Origin of the sequence: Petrotoga sp. SL27 (assembly GCF_002924605.1) — a bacterium.
In the GTDB taxonomy this organism is placed as follows: domain Bacteria; phylum Thermotogota; class Thermotogae; order Petrotogales; family Petrotogaceae; genus Petrotoga; species Petrotoga sibirica.
Map to the genome: position 1 here is coordinate 1 of NZ_JAIP01000017.1, position 13,835 is coordinate 13,835.

General features: G+C 33.0%; 16 protein-coding genes, 2 tRNA genes and 1 pseudogene. 11 read left to right on the forward strand and 8 right to left on the reverse strand.

Annotation, left to right across the window (positions count from 1 at the left end):
- The coding region (locus AD60_RS07115; protein ID WP_103927534.1) for a tryptophanase at positions 1–1,256 on the reverse strand (1,256 nt) is incomplete at its 3' end.
- Between the two features lie 111 nt (positions 1,257–1,367).
- On the opposite strand from AD60_RS07115, the gene AD60_RS07120 reads away from it, so the two are divergent.
- The 4 genes from AD60_RS07120 to AD60_RS07135 all read left to right on the forward strand — a co-directional run bounded on the left by AD60_RS07120 (position 1,368) and on the right by AD60_RS07135 (position 4,392).
- Positions 1,368–1,444: transfer RNA gene (locus tag AD60_RS07120), tRNA-Thr, on the forward strand.
- A gap of 10 nt (positions 1,445–1,454) precedes the next feature.
- Positions 1,455–1,529, forward strand: a tRNA-Gly gene (locus tag AD60_RS07125).
- A 48-nt stretch (positions 1,530–1,577) separates the two neighbouring features.
- On the forward strand, positions 1,578–3,239 hold the full coding sequence (locus AD60_RS07130) for a nucleoside kinase (protein WP_103877114.1): 1,662 nt from the start codon (positions 1,578–1,580) through the stop codon (positions 3,237–3,239).
- Positions 3,240–3,744: 505 nt separating this feature from the next.
- Entirely contained in the window at positions 3,745–4,392 is a 648-nt protein-coding gene (locus AD60_RS07135) for a transposase (protein WP_233186851.1), read from the forward strand.
- Here AD60_RS07135 and AD60_RS10105 read toward each other — a convergent pair.
- The 7 genes from AD60_RS10105 to AD60_RS10405 form a co-directional block, all read right to left on the reverse strand.
- Positions 4,314–4,646 (reverse strand): HEAT repeat domain-containing protein, encoded by a 333-nt coding sequence (locus AD60_RS10105; protein WP_134080061.1) that lies wholly within the window; start codon positions 4,644–4,646, stop codon positions 4,314–4,316. The two genes, AD60_RS07135 and AD60_RS10105, sit on opposite strands and share 79 nt — an antisense overlap.
- 359 nt (positions 4,647–5,005) lie before the next feature.
- Positions 5,006–5,593: an NUDIX domain-containing protein gene (locus AD60_RS07145; protein WP_103877528.1), complete on the reverse strand. Its 588-nt coding sequence runs from the start codon at positions 5,591–5,593 to the stop codon at positions 5,006–5,008.
- A gap of 181 nt (positions 5,594–5,774) precedes the next feature.
- Positions 5,775–6,572: a GNAT family N-acetyltransferase gene (locus tag AD60_RS07150; RefSeq protein ID WP_103877529.1), complete on the reverse strand. Its 798-nt coding sequence runs from the start codon at positions 6,570–6,572 to the stop codon at positions 5,775–5,777.
- A gap of 188 nt (positions 6,573–6,760) precedes the next feature.
- Entirely contained in the window at positions 6,761–7,987 is a 1,227-nt protein-coding gene (locus AD60_RS07155; RefSeq protein ID WP_103877530.1) for a hypothetical protein, read from the reverse strand.
- A gap of 44 nt (positions 7,988–8,031) precedes the next feature.
- The gene (locus AD60_RS07160; RefSeq protein WP_103877531.1) at positions 8,032–8,625 is read right to left on the reverse strand and encodes a hypothetical protein; all 594 of its coding nucleotides are present in this window, start codon (positions 8,623–8,625) and stop codon (positions 8,032–8,034) included.
- Between the two features lie 614 nt (positions 8,626–9,239).
- The gene (locus AD60_RS07165) at positions 9,240–9,425 is read right to left on the reverse strand and encodes a hypothetical protein (RefSeq protein ID WP_103877532.1); all 186 of its coding nucleotides are present in this window, start codon (positions 9,423–9,425) and stop codon (positions 9,240–9,242) included.
- A gap of 22 nt (positions 9,426–9,447) precedes the next feature.
- On the reverse strand, positions 9,448–9,864 hold the full coding sequence (locus AD60_RS10405; RefSeq protein WP_199177870.1) for a hypothetical protein: 417 nt from the start codon (positions 9,862–9,864) through the stop codon (positions 9,448–9,450).
- 58 nt (positions 9,865–9,922) lie between these two features.
- Between AD60_RS10405 and AD60_RS10470 the strand changes: the two genes are divergently transcribed.
- The 7 genes and pseudogenes from AD60_RS10470 to AD60_RS07200 all read left to right on the forward strand — a co-directional run.
- Positions 9,923–10,309: a hypothetical protein gene (locus AD60_RS10470; RefSeq protein ID WP_233186852.1), complete on the forward strand. Its 387-nt coding sequence runs from the start codon at positions 9,923–9,925 to the stop codon at positions 10,307–10,309.
- Positions 10,218–10,796 carry a transposase gene (locus AD60_RS10475; protein ID WP_233186853.1) on the forward strand — a complete coding sequence of 193 codons (579 nt, stop codon included), beginning with the start codon at positions 10,218–10,220 and terminating at the stop codon, positions 10,794–10,796. Before AD60_RS10470 ends, AD60_RS10475 begins: the two co-directional genes overlap by 92 nt.
- A gap of 342 nt (positions 10,797–11,138) precedes the next feature.
- Positions 11,139–11,762: a pyroglutamyl-peptidase I gene (locus AD60_RS07180; protein WP_103877534.1), complete on the forward strand. Its 624-nt coding sequence runs from the start codon at positions 11,139–11,141 to the stop codon at positions 11,760–11,762.
- A gap of 34 nt (positions 11,763–11,796) precedes the next feature.
- Positions 11,797–12,465 carry a 5-oxoproline transporter, DUF969 family subunit gene (locus tag AD60_RS07185; RefSeq protein ID WP_158248405.1) on the forward strand — a complete coding sequence of 223 codons (669 nt, stop codon included), beginning with the start codon at positions 11,797–11,799 and terminating at the stop codon, positions 12,463–12,465.
- On the forward strand, positions 12,465–13,046 hold the full coding sequence (locus AD60_RS10605) for a 5-oxoproline transporter, DUF979 family subunit (protein WP_103877536.1): 582 nt from the start codon (positions 12,465–12,467) through the stop codon (positions 13,044–13,046). The genes AD60_RS07185 and AD60_RS10605 overlap by 1 nt, the downstream gene beginning before the upstream one ends.
- On the forward strand, positions 12,973–13,410 hold the full coding sequence (locus AD60_RS10610; RefSeq protein ID WP_255396823.1) for a 5-oxoproline transporter, DUF979 family subunit: 438 nt from the start codon (positions 12,973–12,975) through the stop codon (positions 13,408–13,410). Before AD60_RS10605 ends, AD60_RS10610 begins: the two co-directional genes overlap by 74 nt.
- Before the next feature lie 161 nt (positions 13,411–13,571).
- Positions 13,572–13,835, forward strand: a pseudogene (locus tag AD60_RS07200) (ABC transporter substrate-binding protein); the annotation flags it as partial.

Below are 13,835 nucleotides of genomic sequence, written 5' to 3' on the forward strand. Positions count from 1 at the left end.
GTGTAAGTATAGACTCTTCTTGGGATGGCTAATCTCAAGAATTCAAAAGGAGATTCAAGTTGTTCACCAGTCTGAGGATCACGCCCCATCATTAATGATCCAACTTCTACACCACGAACTCCAGATTCTAAATAAAGTGCGTTCGCCAATGCTTGAGCTGGAAATTGGTAATAAGGTATATGAGGAAGCATCTTTTTAGCATCCACAAAAACAGCGTGTCCTCCAGCTGGATATTGAATTGGTACTCCACCCTCTCTTAACCTATCTCCCAAGTATTTTACTTGTTTTATTCTATAATCCAAATAATCAAATTGAATTCCTTCTTTTAAACCTCTTGCCATGACTTCCATATCTCGCCCAGCTAAACCACCATATGTAGGGAATCCTTCTAAAGGAACAAGAGCTGCTTTTACTTGATTAAACAGAGCTTCATCTTCTTTAATCCCAATTAATCCACCTATATTTACTATGGCGTCTTTTTTTGCACTCATGGTGAATCCATCGGCATAACTAAACATCTCTTTCACTATTTCTTCTATGGATTTTTCAAAATATTCTTTTTCTCTTTGCTTTATAAAATAAGCATTTTCAGCGTAACGAGCCGCATCCAGAAATACACGAATCCCATATTTATTGGCTATTTCACTAACTTGCCTTATGTTTTGCATAGAAACAGGTTGCCCACCTGAACTGTTACAGGTAATAGTTATTATTATAAAAGCGATATTATTGCTCCCTTTATCTAAGATAAATGATTCCAATTTTTCTAAGTCAAAATTTCCTTTAAAGGGATGATAGGTATCTGTATCAAGAGCCTCTTCTATAACTATATCAACAGGCTGGCCTTTAGCTAATTCGACGTGTGCCCTAGTTGTATCAAAATGCATGTTACTCAAAACATATTGACCAGGTTTTTTAATTAAAAGGGGGAATAAAACCTGTTCTGCTCCTCTTCCTTGATGAGTGGGTACAAAATAGTTGTAATCAAAGATTTCTTTACTTGTTTCCCATAAATGGTAGAAACTCTTACTTCCCGCGTAAGATTCATCTCCCAACATCAATCCTGACCATTGATTATCGCTCATTGCTCCAGTACCGCTGTCGGTCAACAAATCAATGTAGACTTCTTCTGATTTCAATGCAAATAAATTATAGCCCGTCCTTTTTAAGGCTTCTTCTCTTTCTTTTCTAGAAATTTTTTTGATGGGTTCCACCATCTTGATCTTGAAAGGTTCTGGGTCAGCTTTTTTACCCATTTTTCTCCCCCTTTATTAGATTTTTTCTGCTACACATTTATTTTACCATATTTTAATTTTTTACATTACTTGACGAAAGGAATTAAATATAGTATAATTTATCTTGAAAATGCAGGTGTAGCTTCAGTCGGTAGAGCGCCGCCTTGGTAAGGCGGAGGTCATGGGTTCGAGCCCCATCACCTGCTCCAGAAAATTAATGCGGATATAGCTCAGTGGTAGAGCACTTGCTTGCCAAGCAAGGGGTCGTGGGTTCGAATCCCATTATCCGCTCCAAAACCCGGGTGTAGCCCGGGTTTCACTTTCTGAAAGGAGAAAATCGAAATGGAGTTTCAACTGAGAGATGTTGAATCTGGACAAGTATACCATGCTGATGAAAACACAAAATTTATTGATATAGCAAAAAAATTCGAAAAGACCTCCGGGAAACAGGTTTTATACGTGAAATTTAACAACGACATTAAGGAATTGTTCAGCAAAGTATCTAAAAGTGGAAGCATACAGTTTTGTGATATTACAACGCTAGATGGAGTGCGTATTTATAGGCGAGGACTTTTCTTTGTTTTGTATATTGCATTGAAAGAAATCAATCCAGAAGACAGGTTTTATGTGAATAATACCCTCAACGATGCTATGTATTGCGAATTTAAATCTGGAGAACCTTCGGAAGATTATTTATTGTTAATAGAAAACAAGATGAGGGAGATCGTTGAAAAAGACATTGTTTTTGAAAAGAAAACTATAGACAAATTCGATGCCATAAAGATGTTTAAGGAGATAGGAGAAGAAGATAAGGCTTTACTTTTCAAATACCGAAAGAAAAGTACCGTTAATGTATATTACGCTGGCAAACATTTTAACTACTTTTATGGATACCTTCCGTATTCAACAGGATATGTTAATAAATTCAAATTGAAAAAGGTTGAAAAGGGTTTCGTCATAATTCATCCCACAAACCGTTTCCCATGTGATGTTCCAGATTATAGTTATTCTCCTAAGTTATTTGCAACCTTTGAAGAATACAAAAATTGGTTAGATATTATGGAAATAAAAACAGTTGGAGAATTAAACTCTATAATTTCTCAAGGTGCCGAAAGGGTAAGAGAGATCATTCGTGTAGCAGAAGCTTTACATGAACAAAAATATGCCCAGATAGCTGATGAAATAGTAAATAGAAAAAATATAAGATTGATAACGATAGCTGGGCCATCTTCTTCTGGAAAAACAACAAGTGCTAGGAGAATCGCCTTACATCTTAAAGTTCATGGGTTAAGGCCAGTTCCAATATCTTTAGATGACTTTTTCCTAGAGCGAGAGAAGACGCCAAGAGATGAAAACGGTAATTACAACTTTGAAAGTATAAATGCCTTGGATTTAGAATTGTTCAACAAAACAATGATTGATCTGATAAAGGGAAAAGAAGTTATACTCCCAAAATTTGACTTCAAAACTGGTACAAGATTTTGGCAAGATGAAACTTTAAAAATAAAAGAAAATCAACCCATTATTATAGAAGGTATTCATGGCTTGAACGAACTGCTAACCAATTCTATTCCAAAAGAACAAAAGTTTAAAATCTATGTGAGCTCTTTAACTCAAATGAATTTAGACAGTATGGATAGAATTCCTACAACGGATACTAGACTTATAAGAAGGTTAGTGAGAGATTATTACTTTAGAGGTTATTCTGCTGAAGATACATTAAAAATTTGGCATTCAGTAGTAAAAGGCGAACATAAAAATATATTTCCTTTTCAAGATGAAGCGGACATTATGTTTAATTCTCACCTAGTTTACGAGCTCTCGGTTTTGAAGTTATTTGCCGAGCCTCTATTGCTAACTATTGATAACTCTCATCCTGAATATACAGAAGCTAAAAGGTTACTCAGATTTTTGGATTATTTTCTTCCAATCACGGAACTCGACGAAATACCCAAAACTTCAATAATAAGAGAATTTATAGGTAAAAGTACTTTTAGGTATTGATTTAGATATATACGTTATACCGACTTTATTAAGTTGACTTTACTTTTATAAAATATTTTCTTTCTTTGAAAAGTTAAATTCTCCTTATGAATGCTAGATTTCAAAAACCTTCCACAGCAAATTCTAGTTTTTATTATACTTTTTGGCTATCTCAAAAATTGTGTCCTCTGATTGTACAAATCAGAGGACTTTTTTGTTTTATAATCAGTCTGAAATGGCGTGTTAGATCATAATTAATTGTCATCGAAATAGGGTAATGGTTAGATAGTATTTATGTCATTGAAATTGATGGCTGTATAATAAAAATGGTTGATGAGGTACTTGACAAAAGGGGTAAAAAAAAGATATCACTCCTCATAGAACAAAAAACAAAAAAATAAAAAGAGAGAGAGAGAGGAGCGATATCATAAGCAACAAAATTATAGCACAAATACTGGGTATTGATAAAGGCTTTAAGTTAAAAGACAGAAAAGATTTGAAAAAAGAGGGAGAGATTTATTTTGAAGTGGGATATTCGAAAAAGATAGAGATACCAGAATGCCCGTATAAATGTAAAGGATGTAAAGACAAGCGAGAATACATAGTACGTAACGGTAAAGCAAAAGAAAGGATCATCAAGGCTGGCAAAGTTGGGACACAAAGAATATATCTGATACACAGACCACCATTTAGAGGGTTTAAGATGGTGACGACGATAGTAGAATTAAACACATCAAAGACGATAGCAATATTAAAATCAGACAAAAAAGAAGAGTTGAAAGGATTTTTAAATAAAATACCGTATGAAATAAAGCAAAAGATAACAGAAGCAGCTCTCGATATGAGAGTCTCGTTTAAGAATGCAGTCAAAGAAGAATTACCTGGAGTGAAAGTAGTAGCGGACCATTTTCATGTAGTAAAAGACGCACAGAAAAAGCTAAGAGAAAGTATAAAGATAGAGGAAGAGGTAACGAATAACAATAAAAAGATACCTGTAAGATTATTCTTTTTGAATGGAAAGAAATTATTAAAAGAGAAGAAAAAGGTGAAGAAATTATACAAAACATGGAAGGAACATCCATATCTAAAAGAGTATTATAGATACCTACAACCATATTTGACAAGGAGCCGTATTTCCTTAAATGCTGGAATAAGTTCTCTTTGCACATCTTGATTGCTTTTGGCAATCTCAGTCAGAGCAAAAGCGGTACTCCCTCTTGTCACTGTTCCTTTATTCTTTGCATTCTCTAAAAGTTTTGGGATGGCTTCTTTAACTTTATCTGGTAATTTTTGGGCAACATTGCCTATTATTCTGCAAGCTTCCCATTTCACTCTTGGTGCTTTATCAATGATATGAGCAATAACAAACTCAACGCAATTTTCAGCAAATTCAGGATTTTCTTTGGTGATATATTCTATCGCTTCCATACAGTTGCCTTTTTCAGCAGTGGTTCCAGCTTCAAAGCGTTGAATAAGTTCAGCGATTAGTTTCTTACTCTTTTGGCCTTCTCTTTGATTTTAGCATATTTTCAATTGTTAACATCTTTTCAACCTCTATAATTTACAATTATACATTATTTTTATATTTTTTGATATGGCGAAAGGGCGGAATGTCATATAACATTCTCAGGATTTCCGACGTTACCGTACCGTTAGGGTTGGCAGGTCTTTTGTTGTCATAACCCCTTACCTATCATTGCAAAAGAGATGACAAAGGTAATGTTCCAGACGGTAGCCGGTCTTTGGCGTAACGGAAATCCTATGTTATCTGAAGTACCACAACTTTTTTATAATAGATGTTTTATTCTTGATTTATGGTTTTCATATAGTTCTTCTAATTTTTTAACTGTTCCTACCCCTTTAATTTTTGCTTCTAAAGGAATTTCTTCTTTATTTATTATCTCCATACCTTTATTTATACAGTGTTTAATAGTTGATTGATTTTTGATACATTCAATCAGTAATTCTATATCCGCTACTAATAAACCTGGCAGATCACCTGGGAAAGGATCACCGATAACTTCACCTAAAAAAACGCAGATTCTGTTTTTCTTATAAGGTTCTCTGGTTCCATACCAATCAAAAAATAAATTTTCCTCTAGTTTTGATTCAATAGTATTAACTTCTAAGTTGGAATTGATTGTAAAAGGAGAATTCCACTCAATAATATTTATTTTTGTTTTTATTTCTTCTTTGACTTCCCTTCTTAATGTTTCAATAGGAGACTCTTCATTTTCAATTGAACCACCGATACAACCTATACCTATCACTATATTACTTCCAGAACAATGGTACCATTTATGACGTTTCTGTATTTCAAATATGTATTTATTCTTGTATTTTATAACTGCCGATGCTCCAACGGTTTTAATCATGTTTTTAAAATTCCCTCCTACTTTGGGGTATTTCAGATAACGTTCCGAGTGTTCCTGACGTGCTCGTGCCGTTAGGCCTGGGGTGACTTTTGCTGTATTTGTAAAAGTAATGGCAAAAAGCCATGTCCCGCAGAGTAGCCAGTTTTTGGCTTCACGAGAATACTATGTTAGACGACGTCGGTTAGTTTTTAAGAGCTTCATATATAGCGTTCCTTATACCCTCTTTAGGAGCTTCATGACCATACCATATTTCTTTACCATTTATGAAAATTCCCCTGTCAATTTGATAACGGAGAAGAATATGTCTTTCATCAGCACAATATTCATTAAGTAAAATTTTATCACCAAATTCCTCTGCTACTTCCCTAACTCTTTGAGCCTCTATATAACTTGTGGGACAAAATGTATTCCAAAAAAGATCAATCGTTATCTTAACTTTATTTTCTCTAAAATTATAATTTGGTGTTAATAATTTTGGTTCCGTTACTCTTCGATCATATACTTTCCATAAAATTGCTTCGTCATTTTTACGCTTTACTACCTTGAATCCGCATTTTTCAAAAAAAGCTGCCGGCATAAACCAGTGACTATGATAATAACCTATTGTAACTAAACCTTTTAAACCTTGACGAAGTGTTTCTTCTTCTGCATACGCAATAAGTTTTTTTCCTATTCCTCTTTTTCTTGCTTTACTTAATACTACTAAACAAGGAATTACCAATAAGTCTTTACCAATAGGACCCCAAGGACATATTTCAATAGGTATAAGATGCATAAATCCTACTGGTTCATTATTAATATAAGCAACTTTTGTTCTAACACCTTTACTATATAAACCTTGAAGCCAACAAATTCTCTTTTTAGCTGCAAAGTCTATCTCGTGTCTTGAAAGACATTTTGGTGTATCATTGACATGTGTACATGTTCCAACAAAGAATTTGTCTGTATCATCCATCTCGTGTATTTTTACTAAGGCCATATAAACCACTCCTGTTCAATTAACCAATGTCATCTAACATTTTGAGTGTTTCCGACGTGCTCGTGCCGTTAGGCCTGGGGTGACTTTTGCTGTATTTGCAAAAGTCATGACAGAGAGCATGTCCGAAGACAGGCTGGTCTTTAGCCGAAGCGGGAACACTGCGTTATACGACAGCCGTTTATTAACCATTAATTGGGTACATCAAAAACTAAAACTGTTAATATCATTTCTCTATTTGGGTCATTTGGATGCCCTAAGATAAAACGAAATCCAGTTTCCTTATCGTATTTTACACTTTTTTTACAGCTAGAATGTTCTAAAATAACTGGTGTAATTTGGTCTAATACGTTTGATAGATTTTTATTTCTGTTAAAAATTATTAATGCAGTTTTAGTATCTCTCCAGGTAGTATAACTTAATAGTTGATCTACTGCCTCAGATAAGGCTTTTTGTCCACGCCAGATTTTACATTCAGCAATAAAAATACTTTTATCATTCACCCTAATTAAAATATCAGTTTTACCACTCAAATTAAAAGTTTCACCTGTTTCTTGACCCTCATAATGGCTATTAAGAGGAACTAAAAATTGGTCTCGTAATTGTTCTTCTTTCATATCTTTAAATGTGTTTGGACTTCTTTCAAGCATTTTTGCAGTTTTACATATTACTTCAATGATATGTTCATATTCTTTCATATCTAAAACTAGTTCTGGTTGATAAGGTTCGTTGGTAGCTTCAGGCGGTTTTGGAGTCACTTTTCTACGTACTTCAGGAGCTACATACGTTGACTCTTCATCTTCTCTTCTTTTTATAGGAAAATCTAATTCATCAATTAATTCCCTATCCTTAAGTAGTTTATCTCTTCTACTATCAATCATCCCCTTTGCCTTTTTGGTTAATGATTCATTCCAAGGTTTAATATCTTTATCTATCCAATTAATATATTTTTCTATATTATTTAATTCCTTATTTAAGTTTTTTTGAACAGATTTACTATCATGATTAGTTGTAGATATAGAAATACGTAAAATATTACTTTGAATATAACCTCTTGGTGGATTCGTTGTAAAACTTGATGGTAGACAATCAAATAAATCTTCCTCCCCTTCAAAGGGAACAAACAAAGTTATTTTAGTACCTTTAACATAGTATGGTTTTCTTTCATCTAATAAAATCCTTGATCTATCATGACTTACATCTACTTCAACCTCTTCTTGGTCAACATACATATTTTCTTTTAACAAATTTATTGGTTGTATAGAATATTTCTTAACAAAATAGTCAATTAAATCAGTTTCACTAGTATTTAATAATCTATTCCCATCATAAGATTCTATCTCCTTTTTCATTGAAGAAACTTGGTTATCCATAACTTTTCTGAGATCGTATTTAGAAAAAAGTAAATCTTCTCTCAAAATAATCAACTCCTTAAATATATAAACAGGCTGTTGTATAACGTTTATGGGTTTACGAAGTTGATGAGCCTTAGCCAGACTTGGCTTGGCGAATCAATTTGGGTGGAACGACGGTAGGAGTGGAACCGTAAACTCTGTGTTAGACGACGTATGCACCTAACATAACAAGGCTTTTCACCAGTTGTTAAACGGGTATAAGTTTTTACACATATAGACATTAATAAAAAAGCCATAGTCTCAAAATCTTTTTGATTAAATGGGTGACCTAATTTTTTACTGCTTTTTTGAGAAAAATGATGTAAATTTCCTCTAACTTTAACAATTAAAGAAATAACCCCTTCAATATCATATGAACAACTTTCTAATTTTAAAAACGATTTTAAGTTTTTATAATGTTTTTTGCTAGGGCCATTTTTAAATTCTTCTATAGTTTTGCTAACCGCTTCTTTAAGCTGATTAGATTTTAAAAATTCTCTTCTTATCTGGTAGTTTTTAGTTTTACCATTACCATATAAATCTTCTAAGTAAAAGTAAAAATTATAATAAGCATTTATATATCTTTTAAGTTCAAATTCATTTCTTCCTTCTTGGTAAAACGATAAGGGAATAATTAAATGTTCATATATCTCTTTTTTCAATTATCTCTTTTAAAATATCTGGTCGCATCTCTAAAGGAGCAATATCATATTGCTGAGTAAATTTTATATTATTTGCACCGCTATTATGAATCAATTTAGCTTCTTCTTTATTTTCTGGAACCCAAATTATTTCAGGTTCCCCTCAATATATCTTTTTTATGTGGAACCAAAAACTTCCTAAAGATTCAATTTGCTTAATCAAATCTATAATATCATCATGATATGGAACCACTGGTATATGAATTTGGGGAGTCGAATCCTCTTTTACAGTTATCTTGGGTAAATACTCTTTATAATCTTTAATGTTTTTACCAATTGTTAGAAACGTAACATAATTTTTTTGTCATTTTCCACTGATACTAAATAATTACCTACTTTCATTTTGTATGGTTTTTTAATATATGTATTACCCTCCAATTTAACTTTCAATCGATAAATCATTTTTAAAATCACCCCAAATGCATATGTCGTCTAACGTACCAGAGATTTAAGAAGTTCGTGAGTCTTAGGGCAACTGCTAGGGCGACTGCCCTTACCGAATGAATTTGGGAGCAACGATAGTGAAGCCGTAAACCTTGCTGTTAGACGAAGTCACCGGTTTACTTTTTCAACAATCATGTTCTTCGATTTCTTTTATTTTTTTCAAGTATTTGAGTAATATCCTTATTCAATTGTATTGATCTGTCATTAATTCCTCGATATTTCTTTCTCTCAGCAGTTCCGACATTGACATATGCCTTAATTGTCTTTTTGAAATCCTTCATAGCAATTTCTAATTTTTTATTCTTATTATCACACATATTATCACCTCACCCACAATTTTTAATATTTCTTTATAATCTTTGGTAAATCCTTTGGTTCAAACCTTTTTGTATTTCTATTCATATAATCAATTTTTAATAAATCAAAAGAATCCAATGTAAATAAAGGTCTCTTGTTACCTAAATTAATTATATATCCTCCAACTCCATAAAATTTTATTACAAATGGTAATTTTCCTTGTTGATATGTTAACATAATCCAATGACCATTTGAAGTAGTATTAATAACACTAAATGGAGAAGGCTTATCAGGTGTTAATATTTGAAAGTGATATCCCATATCACTAAGATTATTATTTATTCCTCCTAAAACAAATTGTTTAGTATCATTAAAAGTGGAATCTTCGACAAAGTTAATACCATATAATTTAGTAGTGAAATTTAAACTAATTTTAGCACAAATACTGGGTATTGACAAAGGTTTTAAGTTAAAAGACAGAAAAGATTTGAAAAAAGAGGGAGAGATTTATTTTGAAGTGGAATATTCGAAAAAGATAGAGATACCAGAATGCCCGTATAAATGTAAAGGATGTAAAGACAAGCGAGAATACGTAGTACGTAACGGTAAAGCAAAAGAAAGGATCATCAAGGCTGGCAAAGTTGGGACACAACGAATATATCTGATACACAGACCACAAAGATACATGTGTAAAAAAACAGGGAAAAGCTTCAGAAATGAGAAGATAAGTTATAGATGGCAAAAGATAACAGAAGCAGCTCTCGATATGAGAGTCTCGTTTAAGAATGCAGTCAAAGAAGAATTACCTGGAGTTGAAAGTAGTAGCGGACCATTTTCATGTAGTAAAAGACGCACAGAAAAAGCTAAGAGAAAGTATAAAGATAGAGGAAGAGGTAACGAATAACAATAAAAAGATACCTGTAAGATTATTCTTTTTGAATGGAAAGAAATTATTAAAAGAGAAGAAAAAGGTGAAGAAATTATACAAAACATTGAAGGAACATCCATATCTAAAAGAGTATTATAGATACCTACTAATGTTGAAATGGATGTATAAAGCAGAAACATATGAAGAAGGAAAAAGAAGGTTACACATATTGATAGGGATGATGGAAGAAAGTGAAGGTCCTCAGGTATGGAGATGGGCCAAAACATATATAAGGTGGGAAAAAGAAATACTTCAATATTTCGTTAATAGAACAACGACGGCTAAAGTAGAAGGACATCATACACACATAAAATTAATAAAAAGAATAAGTTTTGGATTCAAGGAAGTTTTGAGATATACCAAAAAAGTTCTATTAGGAGTGATGCCAGAAAGATTCATAAAACTACCAAATTTCATCACAGAAGGAACAACATATTGTAAACAGTTATCCTTTCTGAGCTGAAACTACTCAACAAAAAAAGCTGTATTACCCTTGTCATCATCTCTTCAGTCTATTCTATCAACCATATTTGACAAGGAGTCCAAATTTGATTTGCTTTTTGTTAGTTGAATGTTGTGAGATTTAAAAGAGCACTAAATGATTTCTTTTTTATGATATAAAAGATATTTTTCTATGAAATTTAATTCATAAAATAAAAACCTTGAAAATTTTTTCTAGACTTTATTAAGTAAGAAATTATTACTACTATCAAAAAAGTGCTATATATTAAAGATATTAAAAGTTAATTAAAATGCATATTTCAGACTTTCTAAACACCAAAAATTAAAAAGGAGGCTAAATTTCATGAAAGTTTTAGTTACTGGTTTTGAACCTTTTGGGAGCAATAAAATAAATCCAACAGAAAAAATTATCGACTCTCTGGCAAACGAAGAGTTAGAAGGAATTTCAATAATCACAAATGTTCTACCAGTTGTGTTCAAAAAAGCTGATGAGATCTTAGCAAACTTATTGGCAGAACACAAACCTGATATCGCAATACATTTAGGATTAGCAGCTGGTCGAAGCAGTATAAGTTTAGAAAGAGTAGCTATAAACCTGATGGATGCTAGAATCCCAGATAATGAAAATTTTCAACCAAAAGACGAACAATTAAGAAAAGATGGGGAAACAGCTTACCTTTCTAAACTACCAATAAAAGAAATAGTCAACGAATTAAGAAAAGAGGGCATCCCTTCTGTTGTTTCTAATACTGCTGGATTGTATGTATGCAACGAAGTTATGTATTTAAGTTTGTATCATTCGGCAAAATTCGGATTTCCTGCCAAGACAGGTTTTATTCACGTTCCTTATCTACCAGAACAAGTAGTTGAAAAATTTCTCACAAATGGTCAAAATATACCTTGCCTGCCGTTAGACTTACAGGTAAAAGCTGTAAAGATAGCAATTCAAAAAACTCTAAAATTATAACTTTTATATTTTAAAAAGATGGTCTAGAGATGGATTGGTTGCCTATTTTAGGTTTTTAATCGTTGTTTTAGGTTTAGCATTGGGAAGTAAATTTAACATCAATCCGCTTATATCTGTTCTTTTAGGTGGTTTTATTTCAGGACTTTTAGGTGGATTAAGCGTAGTGCAAATTCTTGAGGTAATAGGTTCATTATTCATTGCTAATAGAACCATGATTCTATTTTTAATTATGTTACCAGCTATCGGAATCACGGAAAGACATGGTCTTATGGAACAAATGGGACATTTGATATCTAAATTAAGAGCAGCTACTCCTGGAAGAATAGCTTATATCTACCAACTTATAAGAGAGGTCTTTGTAGCAATAGGCATAAGAATAGGAGGACACGCTGCATTCGTAAGACCTTTAATTTATCCTATGGCAAGAGGGTCTTTGGGAAATGCTGAAATTAGTGAGGATGATGAAGAACAAATCAAAGCTATGACTGCCGCATCAGAAAATATAGGAAATTTCTTCGCACAAAACGTTTTCCCCGCCTCAGCTGGGCTTCTGTTGATTCAAGGAGTTATGGCTGAAATGGGTTTTGAGCTGAGTTTAACTAGTTTAGTCAGAGCTGCCATTCCCATGGCTATAGTTGCCGCTATCTATGGATTTATTTACTATATGATCTTAGATAGACGATTCAAAGGGGTGAGTAAATAATGAAAGAATTTTTCTCTTCCAAAAATACATTAGAAATTTTCTATATTTTAATCGGATTAATGTTACTATATTATGCATGCCTAACTTGGAAAGATGAAAAACATCAACAAAAAATTGGAACTATCATTTTTTGGGTAATATTGGCTATTTTATTTATTTTTGGAAAATGGTTACCCCCTGTCGTTTTTGGTATTTTAGTTGTCATAATTGCAATTGATGCAGGTATTGGTAAGATAGGAAAAGGTACCTATTTCAACACCTCAAAAGAGTTTAAAGAAAAAAGAAGAAAAGAACTTGGAAACAAATTATTAATTCCTATTTTAATTATTTCAGGTGTAGCCATTTTGTTCGCTGTTGTTGGATGGAATCCTTTAATTGGTTTAGGATTTGGGAGCGTCATTGCATTAATATTAAATAGATTGTACATTCCAAGAGAAACATTTGATCATATATTAGACTCTGGTATTAGACTCTGGTCGATCAACCAGCGATGCTATTGGTTGGGCTTTGGCCCTTCCGCCCTATTTAGGAGCATTGGGAGCCTTGTTCAATCAGGCAGGAGTTGGGGAAATAATCGCTAGTGGGATTGAAATTATATTCCCCGTTCAGAACCTGTTTTGGGCACTTTTTGCCTACGCATTTGGAATGGCTCTATTTACAAAAATTATGGGGAATGCTTTTGCTGCGTTTGCGGTCATCACAGCTGGAATAGGCATACCAATTGTAATCCAAATTCATGGTGCAGATCCTGCAACGATAGCTGTTCTGGCTATGTCTGCAGGTTACTGTGGCATCTTGATGACTCCTATGGCAGCTAATTTTAATATCGTTCCGGCTGCTCTTTTAGAAATGAAAGATAAATATCGGATTATCAAAATACAAATATCAATGGCCTTAGCGTTGTGGGTCGCCCATTTATTAGTTATGTATATTATGGCGTTCTAACGAAATTCATTTCATAGTAGATGAAGTCAAACTACAGATGAGAAAAGTTTTATATATTGAAGGTATTAAAAGTTAGTTAAAATGTGTGCTTTGAAATTTCTAAAAACGGTAAACACATATTATACGAGGAAGAGATATGGAAAAAATTTTTTATTGTTCTTATGGTTACTTTGTTGGGTGTTTTCGCTTTTTCACAGGTTAAAAACCCTGATATGATCTTCGATGCAACACTAAGTGAGCCCGACACTTTGGATCCTCATCATGCTTACGACACTGCTAGTGGTGAAGTTATTTTCAACGTCTATGACAACTTGGTAGCATACGATGGTGAAAGTTTGAGTAAGTTTGTTCCTATGCTCTCAACGGTTGTCCCAACAGTTGAAAACGGTTATTTGAGAGATGGTGGAACGACATATGTTTTCCCA

Coding starts and splice junctions, on each gene's coding strand:
- AD60_RS07130 (WP_103877114.1), top strand. CDS start 1,578: ATGGAGTTTCAACTGAGAGATGTTGAATCTGGACAAGTATACCATGCT.
- AD60_RS10105 (WP_134080061.1), bottom strand. CDS start 4,646: ATGGAAGCGATAGAATATATCACCAAAGAAAATCCTGAATTTGCTGAA.
- AD60_RS07145 (WP_103877528.1), bottom strand. CDS start 5,593: ATGATTAAAACCGTTGGAGCATCGGCAGTTATAAAATACAAGAATAAA.
- AD60_RS07150 (WP_103877529.1), bottom strand. CDS start 6,572: ATGGCCTTAGTAAAAATACACGAGATGGATGATACAGACAAATTCTTT.
- AD60_RS07165 (WP_103877532.1), bottom strand. CDS start 9,425: ATGTGTGATAATAAGAATAAAAAATTAGAAATTGCTATGAAGGATTTC.
- AD60_RS07180 (WP_103877534.1), top strand. CDS start 11,139: ATGAAAGTTTTAGTTACTGGTTTTGAACCTTTTGGGAGCAATAAAATA.
- AD60_RS10605 (WP_103877536.1), top strand. CDS start 12,465: ATGAAAGAATTTTTCTCTTCCAAAAATACATTAGAAATTTTCTATATT.